Below are 18569 nucleotides of genomic sequence, written 5' to 3' on the forward strand. Positions count from 1 at the left end.
CGGATCACTTCTCCTCAGGTGCCGACGCCGCTTCGACGTCGACGAAGTCGTTGTATTCGTTGGTGTAGATGGACGACGCATCCAGCGGGGCATCGATCGCCCCGGTGGCCTTCAGCCAGTTTTCCCACAGCGTGAAGTCCTCATCGGTGATCTGTCCGTAGTGGGAGGGCACACCGAACCCGGTCCAGTACTCGAGGACGGAGGTGTCGTCGTTGGGCCGCTTCCGCGTTTCGATGATCTCGGTGAACTTGGCGATCACTTCCTCGCGCGGCGTGGTGCGTGCCCATTCGATTGCCTGTGCCACGCCGGTGGTGAAAGCACGGACGCCCTCCGGGTTCGCTTCGATGAAGTCGTTCCGAAACACATACTGACCACCGTCGATCGGGCCGTAGAGGCTCTTGCTGCTGAACAGCGGCCGCACTCCGCCATTGGCTACGGCGCGCAGACGAAACTGGCCGTGTAGTGAGACAGCGTCGAGCTGCCCGTTCCGCAACGCGGCCTCGAGATTGGGCGGCGGGAGAGTTACCAACTGCACCTGGTCGATCTGTGACTTGTCGAGTCCCGCTCTCGTGAGCGTGTTGTAGATGTCGGCCTCGTTCTGGCCGCCCAATGTATTGACACCGACCTTCTTCCCTATGAGGTCTTCCGGCCGGGTGATCGGGCTGTCCTCGGTCACGTAATAGCCGACGAACGTCTCCTCGTCGGTGCCGTAGTAGTTGAGTACTGCCGTGATCGGTGCGCCGGCGGAGACCAGTTTCGCGACCGCACCGGCGAATGCGCCGCCTACGTCCGTCGATCCTGTCGCGGCCGATTGGATGTCTTGTGGTCCGCTCGAGGTGTTGCCCACCCACTTCAGGTCGACCTTGCCGTCGAAGAATCCGAGGCTTTCCGCCAGCTCAGGTAACAGAACTTGGTTGGACCAGCCCTGATAGCGGATGGTGGTCACGCCGTCCTGAGTGGACGATGCGGAGTTTGCGCCGCACGCGGCAACCAGACTCAACACGGCGGCGATGAGCCCGATGCGACCGAGGGTTCTGTGTCGTGCGGTGGGTTTCACTGTGATCCTTAGCGTTCAAGCGCATGGCTGATGGACGGGGTGTCATTGCGACGGATTCAGCGTGCGGTTCTTCGCCGGCATCGGGAAGTATTGGAATCAGGCTGATTTCAGGTCCACGCCGCGCTCTCAATCTTCGGATGCTTGTTTGCGAGGGTTTTGCTAGCATCGCGGCCATGAATGTCGGCCCTACTCGTGCGCTCCCGGTGACTGCCGGGGCCTCTGTGGGTTGCGGCCGACACTTCCTTAAGCGAATGCCTGTCCTTACGCGAATGAACTGTCGCGGCATGCACTGTTGTGTCATGCACTGCTGCCGCTGACCTCGTCATTTCCTGTTATCTGCGCCACCCGGACCGACTACCGGAGCGGGTTCGTTGCGCCGCTGTATCCGTAAGGACATCTCGATGACTGCTGTACTCGCCCACCCCACCTCGGTCCATCCCACTTCGGCCCGCTCCACCTCGGGTCCCGCCCGGCAGGGCCGAGTGGTGGCGCCACGATTGCGGGTCTCCGACTCGCCGGCCGGCGCGGTCCTGCGCGTTGCGCGTAGCGGCGGCCCCGTATATCGAGATGCGGTTGTCCGGCACACCGGACTCAGCGCCGCAACGGTAAATAGGCAGGTCACATCGTTGCTCGAGGCGGGGCTGCTCGTCGAGCGCGGTGATCTCACCGCGGCCGGTGCAGTCGGCCGTCCACGGGTGCCTTTCGAACTGAACCGGCGCACTTTTTTCACCGTCGGAATCCACATCGGCTATCGCTCCACGACGATCACCACCCACGATCTGACCGGCCACATTCTCGGTGGTGTGCAGATTCCGACCAGTGTCGTCGACGGCGATCCGCTGGCGGCGCTGCAGCCCCTGACCGACTCCGTCAGCAAGCTCATCGCCCGGTGGCAAGGGCGGCTGCCGCTGTGGGTGGGGGTTGCGGTCGGTGGTCGGGTCGATGGCGCCGGACGTGTCCGCCATCGCAAACTCGGGTGGGACGACGCGCCTGTAGGTGAATACCTGAGCACAGCACTTCGTCTCCCGGTATCGGTGGCCTCGCATGTCGACGCCATGTCGGCTGCCGAACTCATGAGCCCCGATTCCAGTTTGGAGTCGGGTAGCACCCTATATTTTTATGCCCGTGAGACCGTCGAAATGTCTTTGACCATCGACGGCGCGGTCCATACACCGTCCGGGGGGCCCGGGACGTTGGCCCGTATGCCCATCGGCCCGACCGAGTATCTCGACCCTAACCGCACCGGCACACTCGAGGACGCGACGGGTGACTCCGGGGTGGTGTCTGCGGCGCTGGAGGCGGGACTCGAGGTGGATGCGATCGGGGACGTGCAACGACTCGCCAGAAGCGGAGATGCTGTTGCGTTGGCGTTGTTGCAGGAGCGTGCCCGCGTGTTGGGCAGGGCGGCCGGGTTGCTCGCTGATGTGCTCAATCCCGATCGCATCATCCTCGGTGGGCAGGCGTTCACCGACTTCCCCGAAGCGCTCGGCGACTTCGCGCGTGAGGTGCCCACGTCCACCTCGGGGAAACGGCACGATTTGCGGGTGACCGGTGCTCGTGGACTGGTTCAGCAGCACGCGGCCGGCACCGTTTCGCTCGCCGAGCTCTACTTCGAGCCACTGAAGGCAGTACGCAAAGCGGCAACGGAATGAATTTGGGCGGAGAGTGTTTCGATCCGATCGGGCATGAGAAGGCCCCTGCGGTACGAGATGAAGGCTGAAATTCGATCCTCGAGCCGCAGGGGTCATCGGTGCACCACACCAGGGGTGGTTTCATCCCTCTACTCAGGCGTTGTTCGTAGCGTGAATGCTCCGGGTCGCCCGTTCGGTGAGGAAGGCGAAGGCTGCGCCGAGCGTCAACCACAGAGTTGCCTGGGTGGCGAGCGAGGCCAATCGGAACTCCCACAGCAGCGTTGCAGGGAAGTCGTCACCGACCTCGTCGATCGTCGGCAGTACCAGGTATCCGATGACGACGATCGCGAGGAACGCTGCGATCGGGGCAACCACTCGCACGGTGAGGCTCTGCTCGGAAAGCCGCCGCGCCACGAAGACGCCGATGGTGACCGCGAGCAGACCGAGGATCACCGCGGCAAGCCACAACCAGGTGCGCTGCGCGATGGTTTCCGGGTCGCCCACGGCCGGTGGGTTTGCCGGGTACTTGAAGAACGGAACAGCCTCGATCGCAACCCAACCGAGCCCGGCAACGATCATTGCCAGCAACGCCCCGGATATCGCTGTGAGTCGGCGCGTGTAGTACAGCACCACTGCGAAGATGGCACCCAAAGCGAGGCCGGCCAGTGACGTAGCGAGGAACAATCCGGCGCGCTGACCATCGCGACTGACAAGCGGATCTTCCTCACCGTGTGAATGCCCACCGGCTTCGGCCGCCGCGTGCTCATGTGACTCGGCGGCTGCCGCAGCTTCTTCCAGTGCGATGGCCGCATCCACATGCGGCTCGCCGATAACGAACGCGACGCACCCGGCGAGAATGCCGGCGATCAGTCCGGCGAGGAGTCCGCGAATAAGTAGTTTTGTGAACGATTCGGTAGCGTGACGCGGCTGCGCCGCTGTCAGTGACACGGAAGGCCCATCAGGTGGCGACCGTCGTGCATGAGTTCGTGCATGAACATGCCGGTGCGGGAGACAGCCCCCTGATCGAATCCGACAATGTACAGCGCGAGCAGCGACAGCAGCACTACCACGAAGGAGAGTGCCGCAAGTTTCGTCGAATCGATCGATGTATCCGGTGCGTAGGCGAGTGCCACGGTGGTTCCTCCTGGGATTTCGCGTCCCCTAGGTCCGTGCGATGGCCCGAAGTGTCTGGCTGTTCAGTGGCGCGACCGCTCCGGAATTGCACCGGATTCCTGCCGAACCATCGCTTTGTCCTGCGAACTTTTGCACCGGATGGGCCAAAGTGTCAATCAGTGCTGGTCGATCAGCTCTTGGCTGGGACCACGTCGAGGACGACCTCGAACTCGAGCAGGGATGCACCCGAGGCCACCGGCTTCTGGCGTTCACCGGCGTGAGCCTGCCGAGCCGGGCCATCGCGCCAAGCCTCGAACGCTTCCTCGGTTTCCCATTGGGTGATGACGAAGTAGCGGTCCTCGCCCTTGACGGGGCGCAGGAGCTGGAAGCCGAGGAAACCTGGTGAGTTCTCCACGGCTTGTGCACGATTGGCGAAGCGCTTCTCGAGCTCGGCGCCCGCACCCTCGGGGATTTCGATTGCGTTGATCTTGACGACTGCCATGCGCGTCAGACTACTCCGCTACCGTGACGGTGATGTCGGACCATGATGCACTTCACGACGAAGGTGGAAGCGGTACTCCGATCCTGCTGCTGCACGGCCTCATGGGCAGTGCGCGTACGTGGCGTCGCCAGGTGCCGTGGCTGCGCGAACACGGCCATGTCTACACCTTCGACGCGGCCGGGCACGGTCGGCCGGAACCGGACGAGCTGACGACCGAAGCGTTCGTCGACGATCTGGCTGAGCACGTGGTTGTGATTGCGGAGCCGATGATCGTGATCGGCCACTCCATGGGAGCACTGCACGCCTGGGCCTTCGCGGCGGCGCATCCGGAGAGGGTGCGTGCTCTGGTCCTCGAGGACATGGCCCCGGACTTCCGTGGGCGGACGGCGCGAGACTGGGCGGCGATGATCGAGGAGTGGCCGCAGCCGTTCTCGACGGAAGATGCGGCGCTCGAATACTTCGGTCCCGTTGCCGGCCGCTATTTCCTCGACGCCTTCGAGCAGCGCGCGGACGGTTGGTATCTCCACGGTGACGTTGCGACCTTCCGTGACATTTCCGAGGAGTGGGGTGGCCGGCACTTCTGGGATCAGTGGCACGACGTCGACGTTCCGGCGTTGCTGATCGAAGGCGAGTTCACGATCACCCCGGAAGGTCAGATGCGGCAGATGGCCGACACGCATCCTGGCGCCCGATACGTGCGTGTCGCCGACGCTGGGCACCTCGTCCACGACGACCAGCCCGGCAGGTATCGCGAGGCGGTAGAAGACTTCTTACGTGACCTCGACCCGACGAATGTCACACGCGTTCAACACAACTGAACTGGTGTGACATTCGTCGGGAGGGGGACGGGTGGTGATCAGCCCTCGCCGGCGAGGGCGAAGAGGCCGTCGTCGGTCTGCTCCACGAGCCCGTCGACGAGCAGCGAATGCAGCGCCCGGTCACGCTGGCCGGGATCGGTGAGCCACACGGTGTCCAGGCGGGCACGTTCGACCGGATCGGTGCTCTCGCGTAGTACCGCCATCAACTTGCCGCGCACCTGCCGATCGGTGCCCGCGAACTTCTGCGTCTTCTGCCGTTCACCGGTGTAGGCGGGCCGGCCGGCGTCCACCCAGGCGCAGTGGGGCAAGGGGCAACGCCCGCACGACGGATTGCGGGCTGTGCAGACGGTTGCTCCCAGTTCCATCAAGGCCGCCGAGAATGTCGCGGCGCGGGCGCGGGTTCGCGGGAGTAGGGATTCCACGGCCGCGAGATCCCTGGTTGTGGAGGGCTTGCCGGGTTCGGCAGATCCGTCGACGGCGCGGGCCACCACCCGTCGCACGTTGGTGTCGACCACCGGCACCCTCTCGCCGTAGGCGAAGCACGCGAGCGCCCGCGCGGTGTAGGCGCCGATGCCGGGGAGTTTCAGCAGCGTGTCGACGTCGGCGGGAACGGTGTCGGCGTGCTCGGTTGCGAGGACCCCGGCGCATTCGTGCAGTCGCATCGCGCGACGCGGGTACCCGAGCTTCCCCCAAGCTCGCAATACATCCGCCTGGCTGGACGCCGCCATCGCGGAGGGAACCGGCCAGCGGCGAACCCACTCCTCCCAGATGGGAGCAACCCGCGCGACCGGGGTTTGCTGCAACATGATCTCGCTCATCAGGATGTGCCAGGCGGTGACATTCTCGCGCCGCCACGGCAGGTCGCGAGCGTGCGTCTCGTACCACGCGACGAGTGCGGAAGAGTCCACCGTCAACTGTCCTCACACCTTCTCTTGTCGCAGCGTAGGCCGGATTTCGCACCGTCGTAATGTGCCCGCCGGATCGCCGAAATCACGCGGGTGCACAATGGCCTCATGCCGAACTCAAACCCGATATCAGCCTGGAGGTCACTGCGCCAGGGTAACGAGCGTTTCGTCAGTGGAAAGTCGATCCACCCGAGCCAGGGGATCGCGGACCGCGCGAAGCTGGTCGACGGTCAGCATCCCACTGCCGTCGTATTCGGATGTGGTGACTCCCGAGTGGCTGCGGAGATCATCTTCGATCAGGGGCTCGGCGACATGTTCGTGGTCCGTACGGCTGGCCAGGCCATCGACGACTCGGTTCTCGGTTCGATCGAGTTCGCCGTGGACATCCTCAACGTGCCGCTCATCGTGGTTCTCGGTCACGAGGGGTGTGGCGCCATCAAGGCGACTCTGAACGCCCTGGACAACGGTGAGATTCCGAACGGGTTCATCCGCACTCTCGTGGAGCGCGTCACGCCGTCGGTCCTGATGGGGCGTAACGAGGGATTGACCACGCCCGACGAGTTCGTGGCCCGCCACGCAGTCGAGACCGGCGCGCTACTGGAGCAGCGCTCCCGCATTATCGCGGACCGTATCGCCAACGGCACCCTGGCTGTTGCGGGCGTCACATACAACCTCTCGGACAGCCGTATGCACCTGCAGGGTGTAGTGGGAGACATCGGCGAAACGGTCGCTTGAGGCGACACGCCGCACCTGGTGAGCGATACCGGTACGGCCCCGAACTACCGTTGACATCGTGCTAGAACCTAATGGACCGTTGCCCCCCGAGATCTACTGGCGTCGACGTGCGCTGGCGATCGGCGTCGGCGTCGTCGTGCTGGCTCTCGTGGTGTGGTTGATCAGTTCATTGGGCAGCGGGGACGATGACCCGGAAGCCGACGCTGCAGCGTCGACGTCCTCGCTCACTTCGGCGCCGCCGACCTCGAGCGATGAGGCCGAGGAGAAGAGTGCCGACGGCGAATCCGGGCGTTCGGGTGAGCCGGGTAACGCTGCTGCCGGTGTGGGTGGCTCCGACACAAGTGGTTCGGAATCGTCCTCCGCCAACTCGTCGAGTGGTGAACCGACGAGTGGTGAGTCGAGTGCGCAGCCGGTGCCTGCAGGGCAGTGCCCTGACCAGTCGCTTGCTATCAAGGTCAGCGGCGACAAGCCCACCTACAAGCTGGGTGAGGAACCGACCTTCACCACAGTGGTCACCAACATCGGCACCACGCCGTGTGAGCGTGACCTGGGCAGTGGCCTTCAGCAGGTGCTCGTCTACACGCTCGACGGTAACCACCGTCTGTGGTCCAACATCGACTGTTACCCGCAGTCGGAACCCGATGTTCGCACCCTTGCGCCCGGTGAGCAGGCAGTGTTCTCGGTGAAGTGGTCCGCGAAGACCTCGGCTCCAGATTGCCTGGAGAAGCCCGAGCCGCAGCGTGAGCCCATCGGGCCAGGCGCTTACACCGTGGTTGCGCAGTTGGGGCAGCTGCGCAGCAGCCCGGAGCCGTTCAACGTCGGTTGATCAGGCGCTGAACGGCTCAGCCTGCTCAGCCGCGGCCGGGAACGATGGACACGGTTCCCTTGCAGACCGCAGTCTGTGGGTTGATGAAGTGCCACGCTGCGCCGGTCTCGATGGTGACGGTGAAATCCACCGTTCCTGTTCCGGTCCAGGTGCGGTTGATCGGGATTCCGGGCTTCTGCTGCCAGGCAGTGGTCTCGCTTTCGCTGTGGCCGGACTGTCCCGTCGTCACGTTGTGCCAGTCGACGAGAACGCGGTTGCCGTACCAGTTGGGGCCGATGCTCGGAATGAGACCGCTCGGAGGTGCCGGTAGCTCGTTTCCGCCACTCAGCAGGAGTGAGGGTTCGAGATGGTCGGCGCCGGGGCGGCGTGATTCGCCGGATGCGGCGCGGACATTCCATGTGAATGACGGTGCCCAGAACAAGGGATTCGCGCTCGAGCACGACATTCCGGTCGACGTCGGTGGTTGAGCATTGGCGACAGCCCCGCCACCGGTCGCCAACGCGGTGCCGAGTCCAGCGGCGGTGAGCACCGTGGCGAACGTACGGCGCATCGAGTGGTTGCCCATTGTCAATCTCCTGTGGGTCGTGTGAGAGCGCTGTGTCGTTGTTGCGAGGACCGGACGGTCACCGCACTGGGTTACAGCGGCGACGACCACCGATCCGTTACAGAACGTATGGTCTGGATCTTCGTGGGGCAACAGATTCAGGCCGGAGTGTCAGTCGTAAGGCCCGGAAATCGAGGCTTCCGCGAGCCGTGATAGACCTTCGCGAATGTGGCGTGCCCACAGGCCGCCGATGCCTTCGACGGACTGCAGGTCGGCGGCGGTGGCCGCCAACAAGCCCTGCACGGTGCCGAAGGAATTGACCAGGCGATGAACCTGGTTGAACTGAAGCCGGGGCACACGGGTGAGCACCCGGTAACCACGTGGACTCATCGGAGCCTCGAGTGCTTCGAGAGTTCCGGGGTAGCCGAACGCGCGGGCCAGGGCAGTCAGGTCCAGGAGTGCGGTGTCGGTGATCGCGTCGAGGGCAACGAGCGCCGCATCGACCTCGGTGGTCGTGGCAGGACCGCGGCCTGCGAGGTAGTCGCGCACGATCAGTTGCCGCGACACCTCGTTGTCGCCCACCAGTTCTTCGAGCTGCAAGGCCAACTGACGGCCATCCGTACCCAACTCGAGGACGTCCTGCTCGATCTCCACCGAAACTCGTCGCACCATCTCGAGGCGCTGCACGACGGTCAGTGCATCCCGAAGGGTGACGAAGTCCTCGATCTCCACGACCGACAGCTGCCGTGTCACCTCGTCGAGGCGGGCCTTGTAGCGCTCGAGCGTGGCAACGGCCTGGTTGGCGCGAGAGAGGATCGTTGCGGAGCCTTCGATGACGTGGCGGATGTTGCCCACGTAGACCGTGACGATGCTCATGGACTGGCTGACCGACACCACCGGGTACCCGGTCTGTACGGCTGTGCGCTCGGCGGCGCGGTGCCTGGTGCCGGACTCGATTGTGGGTATCTTCGGGTCGGGCACCAGTTGCACGTTCGCACGCACGATCCGGCGGCCGTCCGTCGACAGCACCACGGCACCGTCCATCTTGGACAACTCACGCAGACGGGTGGGTGCGAACTCGACGTCCAACTCGAAACCGCCGTCGCACAGCTGCTCCATCCGGTCGTCGTAGCCGAGCACGATGAGTGCTCCGGTGCGTCCGCGGAGAATCCGCTCCAGACCGTCACGCAGTGCTGTGCCCGGCGCCAGACGGGCGATGGTTTCGCGCAGAACGGCCGAGGAATCGGCATCGGTCATCGCGAAACTCCTGCTGAGGTAGGCGTCACTTTCGGCAGGTCCGTCAGCGGAGTGCTTGTGGACCCAGGTTTACATTACCTAGCTATGAGCAGTACTTGGACCTTGCCCGATGACGCCACGCTGCCCGATCGGGCGGTCACATTCCCCGCCGCTGGTCGACCGCTTCCGCAGCATTGGTCGAAGTGTTTCGGTTGTGGTGACGATCAGCCGTCCGGCATGGCGATGAGTTTCACGGCAGGCGAGGGGCTCGAAGTGTGGGGCCGGCTCGAAGTCGCTCAGCGTTACCAGGGTGGACCCGGCGTGATTCACGGTGGAATTCTCTCCACCGCTTTCGACGAAGCCCAGGGCATGGCTTGCCAGGCGAGTGAGCGGCAGGTCGTCACTGGGCATCTCGAGATCGACTACGCCAGGCCGATCCCGCTCGGCTCCGTGCTCGAGATTCGTGCCCGCATCGACGGCACAGTGCGGCGGAAGATCTACACGAGCGCGGAAGCCGTCATCGTCGAAGGCCCCACCGCAGACCCGAATACGGTCGTGGGCACCTCGCGTGGCCTGTTCCTCACCATCACGGACGAACATTTCGTGAAGGTCCAACAGAGCGTCGCCGGTGAAGGTGCCTCCTCGATCTGACAGAACGTCTGCATATCGAGCACTGTTGCTCGGCAGTGCAGCGTCCTATGGAGGACGACCTGTCGTGAAAGACTCGGTCGAATGGAGCTGTTCCCAGCTATAGAACCGCACGAGTCCGGGTACCTCGAAGTGTCGGACGGTAACTCGCTGTACTGGGAGACCGTCGGCAAACCGACGGGCCTTCCGGTGGTCTACCTCCACGGAGGGCCTGGTTCCGGTTGCACCCTGGGGATGCGCAGATATTTTGACCCGAGTCTCCTTCGCGCTGTGTTGTTCGATCAACGTGGCTGCGGGCGCAGCACGCCCCTTGCCGACGATCTGGACACCGACCTCTCGACGAACACGACCGAGCACTTGATCGTCGACATGGAGCACCTTCGCGAACACCTGGGAATTGAGATGTGGGTTGTAGCTGGCGCGTCCTGGGGCGTCACTCTCGGTTTGGCCTACGCGCAAGCGCACCCCGACCGAGTGATCGGGATGGCCTTGGGTGCGATCACCTCGGGCAGCCGCAAGGAAATCGAATGGATCACCCGCGACATGGGGCGCGTCTTTCCGCGGGAGTGGGAACAGCTCGTCGAGCCGGTGCCGGAGGACGAGCGGGACGGTAACCTTGCGGCCGCATATTCGCGTCTGCTTACCCATCCTGATCCGAATGTTCGCGAGAACGCGGCACTTCGGTGGTGTGAATGGGAGGACACCCACGTGTCCCTGGTGCCCGGATGGGCTCCACTCCCCAGATACCGGGATCCCACCTTCCGAATGGTGTTCGCCCGCCTCGTTACCCACTACTGGGGTAATGACTGCTTCCTAGTCGAAAACCAACTACTCGACGGAATGACCGAGCTTGCCGGCATCCCCGCGGTCCTCGTCCACGGCCGCTACGACGTATCCGGTCCACTCGACACCGCATGGGAACTGACTCGACGGTGGGACGGTGCCCGCCTCGTCATCGTCGACGACGCCGGCCACGGCGGCGGCAGCTTCACCTGCGAGCTCGCCGAAGCGATCAATTCTTTCGCTGCAACGACCAACTCATGTCAGTTCGAACTCGAACGATAAGAACTATGCGCAGCGTGGGTCGATAGCTGACCATTGCGACAGCTCAGTACTGGCTACAGGCATGGGATCTCAGGGCGAACCGTGACGCCTACTGCAACCCTAGTGTGCGAAGTGCGCCGCTCAGGTCGGACACCTCGGTTACGCGCATGCCCCTCGGGGCATCGCCGGAGTCCATGGGAACGATCGCACGGGTGAATCCAAGCCGCGCGGCCTCCGCCAACCGGCGCCCGACGCCGGGGACCCGTCGGACTTCGCTCGCAAGGCCGACCTCGCCGAGCACGACCGTCCCGTCCGGAACGGGTCGTTCCTTCACCGCTGACGCCACCGCCACTGCCAGCGCCAAGTCAGCGGAGGGCTCGGTCATCCGCATGCCGCCGACGGTCGCGGCGTAGACGTCGTTCTTGGCGATCGGCACTCTGCAGCGCCGGTCGAGCACAGCCAGCACCATTGCGACCCGTGCGCTGTCGAGGCCACTGACCGCCCGCCTGGGTGCGGGCATGCTGGTGGCAGCGACGAGTGCCTGCACCTCGCCGAGCAGCGGCCGCTTGCCGTCCATCATCACTGTGACTGCCGTGCCGGGAACCGACTCCGCCCGATGATGCAGAAACAAGCCGGATGGATCGCTGATACCGGCGATTCCGTCCTCTCGGAGTTCGAAACAGCCCACCTCGTCGGCGGCACCGAACCTGTTCTTGACGCCACGGATCATGCGCAGCGTCGAGTGCTTGTCTCCCTCGAAGTGGAGAACCACGTCCACGAGGTGTTCGAGTGATCGGGGACCGGCCACCGCACCGTCCTTGGTGACGTGGCCGATGAGCAGCACGGGCACGCCGCTCGCCTTCGCCAGTGACGTGAGTGCACTCGTCACCGCCTTGACCTGGGTGACACCGCCAGTGACGCCGTCGACGTCCGCGGCAAGCATCGTCTGGACCGAGTCGACGATCAGCAGGGTCGGCCGAACCTGTTCGACATGCCCGAGCACCATCGCCAGATCCGATTCTGCGGCGAGATAGACGCGTTCGTGGACGGCGCCCGTACGGTCTGCACGCAGCCGCACCTGCCCCGCAGATTCCTCGCCGGTGACATACAGGGAACGGTCGTCGTCCCCGCGCCGCGCCCACTGGTGCACAACCTCTAGCAGCAACGTGGATTTTCCCACCCCGGGCTCTCCTGCGAGAAGAACCACAGAACCGGGAACTACACCGCCCCCGAGAACACGGTCCAGTTCGCCGATGCCCGTCGACTTCGCGCGGGTGGTGGTTCCGTCGATCTTCGTGATGGGGCTGGCCGGAGTGGACGGGAGCACCGCCGCGGCACCCGCACGAGCCAGAGATGCACCGGGACGACTCGACACTGCGGCCGCGACCGAGACCTCGTCCATCGTGCCCCAGGCGCTACATTCCGGGCAGCGCCCGACCCACTTGGGCACGGCACACCCGCACGAGGAACAACGAAAACTCGTCTTGATCTTGGCCACGCGGTCAGCCTATGCAGAGCCGCAGACAACACCAGCGATCAGGCAGAACGGTTCAGTGTCCGCCTTCGGCTTGCAGAACGGTTCAGTGTCCGCCTTCGGCTTGCAGAACGGTTCAGTGTCCGCCTTCGGCTTGCAGAGCAGTTCAGTGTCCGCCTTCGGCTTCCACGGGCGACTTGTCGGACACATGGCGATCCCGCTCGTGACCGGCATCGATCGGAGTCGGAACGGTGACCTCGCCGGCATTCTCGAAGGAGAACGTGATCGGGATCGTGAGTCCGGGGCGGACGCCTTCCGTCAGGTCTTCGAGCACAACGAGGACGACGTCACTCGGTGCGTCGGTGTCGTCTTCGGTCTGGCTCTCTGCCTCGGCGAGCGCCGCCGTGTCCTCGTTGGCTGTTCCGGCGCTCAGCGAGACCTTCGGTGCGATGGCCACGCTGCCGGCCCCTTCGGCGATGGAGACGGAACCGGCGAACTCGGTCGAGATGTCGGTCAGGGTGACCGTGTCGGTCTCGCTTTCGTTGACCGCAGTGAAGGCCAGGACAGCATCGCCGCCTGCTTCGAGGCTGTACTGCGCGCCGACCGGGTGCTCGATGTGCACGTTGCGAAGCTCGACCGATCCGACATCGGCGGGCGTGCCGTTCACTGCGGCTACTTGCGTTGCGGTCTGGCTGATCTGTCCTGCGCCACAGCCGGACAGCGCGAGAGCACCGCCAGCGGCGAGAGCGACGGCAGTGGCGACTCGGCGAGTCGACTTGTCGAGAGCTGTCACGGTTTGTCCTCCATGGCGTCAGATACGAACTCCACTAGGCAGAGTAGTAGTTCTGCGGTAGCCCCTGCTCGTCGGGTGCCGAAGCGGCGTGGCGTGAGTTGTCGAAGCGGCACGGCGCGGGAACTCGCAAATGCTTGCCGGAGTGCACGTTAGGGGTAGTTGACGGCATGATTTCGGTCGTCCGTAATGCACGTATCGGCGCCCCTGTCAAGTCCTACGTCCCGTGCTCGGCACCCCTGACCTGCACCGTTGATGCGACGCCGTTTTGGTCGCGTGTTAAACTCGTAAGATCGAAAGGGGCACGGGACAGATGATTTTTAAGGTCGGAGACACCGTCGTATACCCCCACCACGGTGCGGCGCTGATCGAAGCAATTGAAACCCGCACCATCAAGGGTGAGCAGAAGGAATACCTGGTTCTCAAGGTCGCTCAAGGCGATCTCACAGTTAGGGTTCCAGCAGACAATGCAGAGTACGTCGGAGTCAGGGACGTAGTCGGCCAAGAAGGTCTAGACAAGGTGTTCCAGGTGCTGCGGGCGCCGCACACCGAGGAGCCCACAAACTGGTCGCGCCGGTACAAGGCGAACCTCGAGAAGCTTGCATCCGGTGACGTCAACAAGGTCGCCGAGGTCGTCCGTGACCTGTGGCGACGTGAGCAGGACCGTGGGCTGTCGGCCGGCGAGAAGCGCATGCTGGCCAAGGCTCGTCAAATCTTGGTCGGTGAACTCGCTTTGGCCGAAGGCACCGACAGTGACAAAGCCGAGACGATCCTCGACGAGGTTCTCGCGGCCGCGTCGTAACAGCCACAAAAACAGTGACCGAACTGAAAAGTCCGGTAATAGCTCTGGTGCCCGCCGCAGGTCGGGGAGTGCGATTGGGTGAAGACAAGCCCAAGGCATTCGTCGATCTCGGCGGGAGAGCCATGCTTGCGCACGCGGTCGATGGGCTCCTGGCTTCGGGAGTGGTCGACCGCGTTGTCGTTGTGGTGCCGGCAGACATGATTCACACGGTGGCCGATCTGCTTCCCGGCGGCGTGCAGGTGGTGGTCGGTGGCCGTGAACGCACCGATTCGGTGCGGGCAGGTTTGGATGCGGCGCCCGACGCCGAACTGGTGCTCGTTCACGACGCGGCCAGAGCGCTCACCCCGCCGGAGCTGATCAGACGAGTCGTGGCGGAGTTGCGGTCCGGAAGTGATGCGGTGATTCCCGTACTTCCGGTCGCGGACACGATCAAGACCGTGGACGGTGCGGGCGTCGTCGTCGGAACACCGAATCGAGCCGATCTGCGAGCAGTACAGACGCCGCAAGGCTTCTCCGCCCGACTGCTGCGCAACGCCTACGAGGCGGCCGGCGAGAACGCGACCGACGACGCCGGGCTCGTGGAGCGAATGGGTCGGAGCGTGCGAACGGTCGCGGGCGAACCCCACGCATTCAAGATCACCACACAATTGGACCTGCTGCTGGCGCGTGCGCTGGTAGGGGAGGGAACGTAAGTGCGAGTCGGTATCGGCACGGATGTGCATCCGATCGAGCCGGGACGGCCCTGCTGGATGGCCGGGCTGCTGTTCGAGGATGCGGACGGCTGCGAAGGCCACTCCGACGGAGACGTCGCGGTGCACGCCCTGTGCGACGCGTTGCTCTCTGCAGCCGATCTGGGCGATCTCGGGTCGGTGTTCGGGACGGGGCGCCCCGAGTGGGACGGCGTCACCGGGGCGGCGATGCTGACGGAGGTTCGCCGACTTCTCGACGAGGCGGAGTTCGACGTGGGGAACGCGGCCGTTCAGATCATCGGGAACCGCCCGAAGATCGGCCCACGCCGTGCGGAGGCACGCACGGTGCTCGGCGACATTCTCGGGGCACCGGTATCGGTATCGGCGACCACCACGGACGGGTTGGGTCTCACTGGTCGCGGCGAGGGTATAGCCGCTGTGGCGACCGCATTGGTCATGGCACGCAGTACGGGCAGGTAGGATCGCTGGTCGTGACCTTGCGCCTGTTCGACACCGAGACCAGGGCCCTGCGCGACTTCGTTCCGCTGGCCCCAGGCCGTGCATCCGTGTATCTGTGTGGTGCAACGGTGCAGGGCGACCCCCACATCGGGCACGTGCGCAGCGGCGTGGCCTTCGACGTTCTCCGCCGGTGGCTTCTTGCCCACGACTACGACGTCGCGTTCGTTCGCAATGTCACCGACATCGACGACAAGATCCTGAACAAGGCGGCGGAGGCGGGCCGCCCCTGGTGGGAGTGGGCGTCGACGTACGAGCGCTCGTTCTCGTGGGCCTACGACCAATTGGGTGTGTTGCCGCCGTCCGTCGAGCCGCGCGCCACCGGTCACATCACGCAGATGGTCGAGATGATGCAGCGCCTCATCGACAACGGTCATGCATACGCGGCCGGCGGTGACGTTTACTTCGACGTGCTGAGCTATCCGCAGTACGGCAGCCTGTCCGGCCACAAACTCGACGACGTGCATCAGGGCGAGAACGTCGCGGAAGGCAAACGCGATCCACGCGATTTCACGTTGTGGAAGGCCGCGAAGCCGGGTGAACCCTCCTGGCCCACGCCGTGGGGGCGCGGCCGTCCCGGGTGGCACCTCGAATGCTCGGCGATGGCGGAGTTCTATCTCGGTGGGGTGTTCGATATCCACTGCGGTGGCATGGATTTGGTGTTCCCGCACCACGAGAACGAGATCGCGCAGGCCAAGTGCGCGGGCGACGGTTTCGCCCAGTACTGGATGCACAACGGTTGGGTCACCATGGGTGGCGAGAAGATGTCGAAGTCTCTCGGCAACGTGCTGTCCATCCCCAACGTGTTGAAGAAGGTGCGTCCGCAGGAGTTGCGCTACTACCTCGGCAGTGCGCATTACCGGTCGATGCTCGAGTACTCCGATACGGCGCTCGACGAAGGTGCTGCGGCGTATCGGCGTATCGAGTCGTTCGTCCAGCGCACCGGAGAGCGTGCCGGGACGGTGGTGCTCGGTGAATGGACCGAGGCGTTCGCCCGCGCCCTGGACGACGATCTCGGGGTACCGGCCGCGCTCGCCGAGGTGCACGGCCACGTTCGTGAGGGTAATACCGCCCTCGACGCGGGTCGTCTCGACGACGCGCGCGATATCGCGTCGCAGGTTCGTGCGATGATGTCGATCCTCGGAGTCGATCCCTTGGACCGCCATTGGGCGCAGGAGAGCGCCGACGCTTCCGCTGGCCACGCTGCGCTGGACGTCCTCGTGCGCGCAGAACTGGATCGACGTCAGCAGGCACGTGCCGAGAAGAACTGGGCAGTGGCAGACGAAGTCCGTGATCGGCTGGTGCAGGCCGGTATCACGGTGACCGACACACCCAATGGGCCCGAATGGGCTCTCGAGGCAGGGCAGTAGCAATGGCAGGAAACTCGAGTCGCCGCGGAGCGGTCCGCAAGGCCGGAACCAAGAAGGGGCAGGTGGCCGGGTCCGGCGGTCGTCGGCGCAAGGGCCTCGAGGGTCGCGGGGCAACCCCACCGGCCGAGGCTCGCACCAAGCACCCCGCCGCGAAACGCGCGGCGCGTGCTGCGAAGGCTGCCGACAAGTCGGCTGGGGGCAGGGGACGTCCGGCAGGTGGCGGCAGGTCAGGCGGACGCAAACCGGCCGACGCTCCCGAGAACGTGCTGGGCCGCAACCCGGTGCTCGAATGCCTGCGTGCGGGCGTTCCTGCGACCGCACTGTACGTGGCGGTCGGCACCGATAGCGATGATCGACTGAAGGAGTCCGTGCAGCGGGCCGCGGACACCGGGATCTCGATTCTCGAAGTGCCGCGGCACGAACTGGACCGGATGAGCGCCAACGGTATGCACCAGGGTGTTGCCCTGCAGGTGCCGCCCTACCGCTACGCGCATCCGGACGATCTGATCGCCGAGGCTCGCAAGCATCAGGAAGCTCCGCTGCTCGTCGCGCTCGACAACATCACCGACCCGCGCAATCTGGGTGCGGTCGTGCGGTCCGTCGCCGCGTTCGGTGGTCACGGCGTGGTGATTCCGGAACGCCGAAGCGCGGCGGTGACGGCGGTGGCGTGGCGGACCAGCGCGGGCGCCGCAGCACGCTTACCTATTGCGCGCGCCACCAATTTGACCCGCACCCTGAAGGATTGGGCGTCGAAGGGCGTTCAGGTCATCGGTTTGGACGCCGGTGGCGACACCACTCTGGACGAGTTCGACGGAACGGGACCGGTTGTGGTGGTCGTCGGATCCGAAGGGAAGGGTCTGTCGCGGTTGGTGCGCGAAAACTGCGACGCGATCCTGAGCATTCCGATGGCAGGCCCGGTCGAATCCCTCAATGCGTCGGTCGCCGCCGGCGTGGTGCTGTCCGATATTGCACGCCGGCGGCGTTCCTGACGCTGGTTCTAGCTTCCGTTCTGCAAGACGTTGCTGATCACGTCACCGACGAACCCGGCAGGATCTTCCAGCACTGCGGAACCGGAACCGCCTTCACCGTCCGACGACCCGAATCCGGCTCCCGCCGAACCCGAGGTGATGGATTCGCCGAGGTTCTTGTCGCGGATCTGCACCCAGGTGTCTGACACGGTCTGCTGGGTGGCGAAGAATGCAACGTCGACGTCCGACCTGGTCTCGAGGTAGGTGCCTACGGCGGCGTCGTCAGGCACCAGGTAGGTGACCTCGAGCGTCACGGTCTTGCTGCCGATGGTGTCGACCGGCCACGTGCCGTGCACCGTCACCGTTCGGTCGTCGATGTTCACGGTCGGAGTGACGGCCTCGGTCTTCTGCCCGCCGATGAGATGAAATGCGTTCACTTCTGCACTGCCGTGGAGGTACTCGAACCCGGCGGGGTAGTGGTCGGTGATTGCCTCGATCGACCGTACCGGGATGCTGGTGGCCGCGATGGTTGTGCGGAAGGTGACCTTTCCGCCCGCCGCGGCCGTTCCGTCGCCCACGACGGACTTGGTGATTGTCAGATTGCTGGTGTTCACCGAGTTCGAACTCGGGTGTTCGGTGTCCGCTGATGCGGTACCGGAACCGATCAGTGTGAGGCTGACGGCGGTGGCCGCGACGGCTGTGCTGGCGACGAGGCGTCGCAGCGAGAAGCGAGACATGCAGTTCTCCGTTCGGTGCATGGGTCGGTCGGCGCAAGTGAGCGTCGACACTGGCGTGGGTCACATCACGAATTGGTAATCGTTGTGACCTGTCTCATACATATACGGATGTCCAACTCGGAATGCAAATTGTCCGTTTCGTGCCCCAGGGCCGCTCGACCTGC

General features: G+C 64.6%; 21 protein-coding genes. 11 read left to right on the forward strand and 10 right to left on the reverse strand.

What is annotated here, in order from left to right:
* Positions 1-4 precede the first annotated feature (4 nt).
* Positions 5-1057 carry an ABC transporter substrate-binding protein gene (locus tag ACZI8Q_RS11000; RefSeq protein ID WP_463373566.1) on the reverse strand — a complete coding sequence of 351 codons (1053 nt, stop codon included), beginning with the start codon at positions 1055-1057 and terminating at the stop codon, positions 5-7.
* A 401-nt stretch (positions 1058-1458) separates the two neighbouring features.
* Here ACZI8Q_RS11000 and ACZI8Q_RS11005 point away from each other — a divergent pair, with 401 nt between their 5' ends.
* Complete coding sequence (locus ACZI8Q_RS11005) at positions 1459-2709, forward strand: ROK family protein (protein ID WP_463373567.1); 1251 nt, start codon at positions 1459-1461, stop codon at positions 2707-2709.
* 132 nt (positions 2710-2841) lie between these two features.
* On the opposite strand, the gene ACZI8Q_RS11010 is transcribed toward ACZI8Q_RS11005, so the two are convergent.
* From ACZI8Q_RS11010 to ACZI8Q_RS11020, 3 genes are all read right to left on the reverse strand, one after another.
* Positions 2842-3636, reverse strand: coding sequence for a CbtA family protein (locus ACZI8Q_RS11010; protein WP_463373568.1), 795 nt, complete (start codon positions 3634-3636; stop codon positions 2842-2844).
* Positions 3627-3821 carry a CbtB domain-containing protein gene (locus ACZI8Q_RS11015; protein ID WP_463373569.1) on the reverse strand — a complete coding sequence of 65 codons (195 nt, stop codon included), beginning with the start codon at positions 3819-3821 and terminating at the stop codon, positions 3627-3629. Before ACZI8Q_RS11015 ends, ACZI8Q_RS11010 begins: the two co-directional genes overlap by 10 nt.
* Before the next feature lie 170 nt (positions 3822-3991).
* Positions 3992-4303 carry an antibiotic biosynthesis monooxygenase family protein gene (locus tag ACZI8Q_RS11020; RefSeq protein WP_463373570.1) on the reverse strand — a complete coding sequence of 104 codons (312 nt, stop codon included), beginning with the start codon at positions 4301-4303 and terminating at the stop codon, positions 3992-3994.
* 32 nt (positions 4304-4335) lie between these two features.
* Between ACZI8Q_RS11020 and ACZI8Q_RS11025 the strand changes: the two genes are divergently transcribed.
* On the forward strand, positions 4336-5121 hold the full coding sequence (locus ACZI8Q_RS11025; protein WP_463373571.1) for an alpha/beta fold hydrolase: 786 nt from the start codon (positions 4336-4338) through the stop codon (positions 5119-5121).
* 38 nt (positions 5122-5159) lie between these two features.
* Here the strand turns inward: ACZI8Q_RS11025 and ACZI8Q_RS11030 are convergent, their stop codons facing one another.
* The gene (locus ACZI8Q_RS11030; RefSeq protein ID WP_463373572.1) at positions 5160-6035 is read right to left on the reverse strand and encodes an HhH-GPD family protein; all 876 of its coding nucleotides are present in this window, start codon (positions 6033-6035) and stop codon (positions 5160-5162) included.
* Positions 6036-6134: 99 nt separating this feature from the next.
* On the opposite strand from ACZI8Q_RS11030, the gene ACZI8Q_RS11035 reads away from it, so the two are divergent.
* Complete coding sequence (locus tag ACZI8Q_RS11035; RefSeq protein ID WP_463373573.1) at positions 6135-6761, forward strand: carbonic anhydrase; 627 nt, start codon at positions 6135-6137, stop codon at positions 6759-6761.
* A gap of 58 nt (positions 6762-6819) precedes the next feature.
* A complete protein-coding gene (locus ACZI8Q_RS11040) occupies positions 6820-7587 on the forward strand; it encodes a hypothetical protein (protein ID WP_463373574.1) in 768 nt (255 codons plus the stop codon).
* A gap of 25 nt (positions 7588-7612) precedes the next feature.
* Here ACZI8Q_RS11040 and ACZI8Q_RS11045 read toward each other — a convergent pair whose 3' ends face one another.
* Positions 7613-8152: a hypothetical protein gene (locus tag ACZI8Q_RS11045; RefSeq protein WP_463373575.1), complete on the reverse strand. Its 540-nt coding sequence runs from the start codon at positions 8150-8152 to the stop codon at positions 7613-7615.
* Between the two features lie 150 nt (positions 8153-8302).
* Positions 8303-9388 carry a DNA integrity scanning diadenylate cyclase DisA gene (disA, locus tag ACZI8Q_RS11050; protein WP_463373576.1) on the reverse strand — a complete coding sequence of 362 codons (1086 nt, stop codon included), beginning with the start codon at positions 9386-9388 and terminating at the stop codon, positions 8303-8305.
* Positions 9389-9472: 84 nt separating this feature from the next.
* Here disA and ACZI8Q_RS11055 point away from each other — a divergent pair, with 84 nt between their 5' ends.
* Complete coding sequence (locus ACZI8Q_RS11055) at positions 9473-10018, forward strand: PaaI family thioesterase (RefSeq protein ID WP_463373577.1); 546 nt, start codon at positions 9473-9475, stop codon at positions 10016-10018.
* An 81-nt stretch (positions 10019-10099) separates the two neighbouring features.
* Entirely contained in the window at positions 10100-11080 is a 981-nt protein-coding gene (gene pip, locus ACZI8Q_RS11060) for a prolyl aminopeptidase (RefSeq protein ID WP_463373578.1), read from the forward strand.
* A gap of 88 nt (positions 11081-11168) precedes the next feature.
* Here pip and radA read toward each other — a convergent pair whose 3' ends face one another.
* Together radA and ACZI8Q_RS11070 are read right to left on the reverse strand one after the other, a co-directional pair.
* Positions 11169-12557: a DNA repair protein RadA gene (radA, locus tag ACZI8Q_RS11065; RefSeq protein ID WP_463373579.1), complete on the reverse strand. Its 1389-nt coding sequence runs from the start codon at positions 12555-12557 to the stop codon at positions 11169-11171.
* 142 nt (positions 12558-12699) lie between these two features.
* Positions 12700-13326 carry a copper chaperone PCu(A)C gene (locus tag ACZI8Q_RS11070; protein ID WP_463373580.1) on the reverse strand — a complete coding sequence of 209 codons (627 nt, stop codon included), beginning with the start codon at positions 13324-13326 and terminating at the stop codon, positions 12700-12702.
* A gap of 310 nt (positions 13327-13636) precedes the next feature.
* Here ACZI8Q_RS11070 and carD point away from each other — a divergent pair, with 310 nt between their 5' ends.
* The 5 genes from carD to rlmB are packed head-to-tail and all read left to right on the forward strand — an operon-like array spanning position 13637 to position 17689.
* Entirely contained in the window at positions 13637-14125 is a 489-nt protein-coding gene (gene carD / locus ACZI8Q_RS11075) for an RNA polymerase-binding transcription factor CarD (protein ID WP_005262216.1), read from the forward strand.
* Between the two features lie 14 nt (positions 14126-14139).
* The gene (ispD, locus tag ACZI8Q_RS11080) at positions 14140-14817 is read left to right on the forward strand and encodes a 2-C-methyl-D-erythritol 4-phosphate cytidylyltransferase (protein WP_463373581.1); all 678 of its coding nucleotides are present in this window, start codon (positions 14140-14142) and stop codon (positions 14815-14817) included.
* Entirely contained in the window at positions 14818-15294 is a 477-nt protein-coding gene (gene ispF, locus ACZI8Q_RS11085) for a 2-C-methyl-D-erythritol 2,4-cyclodiphosphate synthase (RefSeq protein ID WP_463373582.1), read from the forward strand.
* 11 nt (positions 15295-15305) lie between these two features.
* On the forward strand, positions 15306-16700 hold the full coding sequence (gene cysS, locus ACZI8Q_RS11090; protein WP_463373583.1) for a cysteine--tRNA ligase: 1395 nt from the start codon (positions 15306-15308) through the stop codon (positions 16698-16700).
* 2 nt (positions 16701-16702) lie between these two features.
* Positions 16703-17689, forward strand: a complete 987-nt coding sequence (rlmB, locus tag ACZI8Q_RS11095) for a 23S rRNA (guanosine(2251)-2'-O)-methyltransferase RlmB (RefSeq protein WP_463373584.1) — start codon at positions 16703-16705, stop codon at positions 17687-17689.
* An 8-nt stretch (positions 17690-17697) separates the two neighbouring features.
* Here rlmB and ACZI8Q_RS11100 read toward each other — a convergent pair whose 3' ends face one another.
* The gene (locus ACZI8Q_RS11100) at positions 17698-18405 is read right to left on the reverse strand and encodes a hypothetical protein (protein ID WP_463373585.1); all 708 of its coding nucleotides are present in this window, start codon (positions 18403-18405) and stop codon (positions 17698-17700) included.
* Positions 18406-18569 lie beyond the last annotated feature (164 nt).

Source organism: Rhodococcus quanlei (genome assembly GCF_055231015.1).

Excerpts from the sequence above, each read along its gene's own strand:
- ACZI8Q_RS11005 (WP_463373567.1), top strand. The coding sequence starts at position 1,459 with ATGACTGCTGTACTCGCCCACCCCACCTCGGTCCATCCCACTTCGGCC.
- ACZI8Q_RS11020 (WP_463373570.1), bottom strand. The coding sequence starts at position 4,303 with ATGGCAGTCGTCAAGATCAACGCAATCGAAATCCCCGAGGGTGCGGGC.
- ACZI8Q_RS11025 (WP_463373571.1), top strand. The coding sequence starts at position 4,336 with ATGTCGGACCATGATGCACTTCACGACGAAGGTGGAAGCGGTACTCCG.
- ACZI8Q_RS11035 (WP_463373573.1), top strand. The coding sequence starts at position 6,135 with ATGCCGAACTCAAACCCGATATCAGCCTGGAGGTCACTGCGCCAGGGT.
- ACZI8Q_RS11045 (WP_463373575.1), bottom strand. The coding sequence starts at position 8,152 with ATGGGCAACCACTCGATGCGCCGTACGTTCGCCACGGTGCTCACCGCC.
- disA (WP_463373576.1), bottom strand. The coding sequence starts at position 9,388 with ATGACCGATGCCGATTCCTCGGCCGTTCTGCGCGAAACCATCGCCCGT.
- ACZI8Q_RS11055 (WP_463373577.1), top strand. The coding sequence starts at position 9,473 with ATGAGCAGTACTTGGACCTTGCCCGATGACGCCACGCTGCCCGATCGG.
- pip (WP_463373578.1), top strand. The coding sequence starts at position 10,100 with ATGGAGCTGTTCCCAGCTATAGAACCGCACGAGTCCGGGTACCTCGAA.
- carD (WP_005262216.1), top strand. The coding sequence starts at position 13,637 with ATGATTTTTAAGGTCGGAGACACCGTCGTATACCCCCACCACGGTGCG.
- rlmB (WP_463373584.1), top strand. The coding sequence starts at position 16,703 with ATGGCAGGAAACTCGAGTCGCCGCGGAGCGGTCCGCAAGGCCGGAACC.
- ACZI8Q_RS11100 (WP_463373585.1), bottom strand. The coding sequence starts at position 18,405 with ATGTCTCGCTTCTCGCTGCGACGCCTCGTCGCCAGCACAGCCGTCGCG.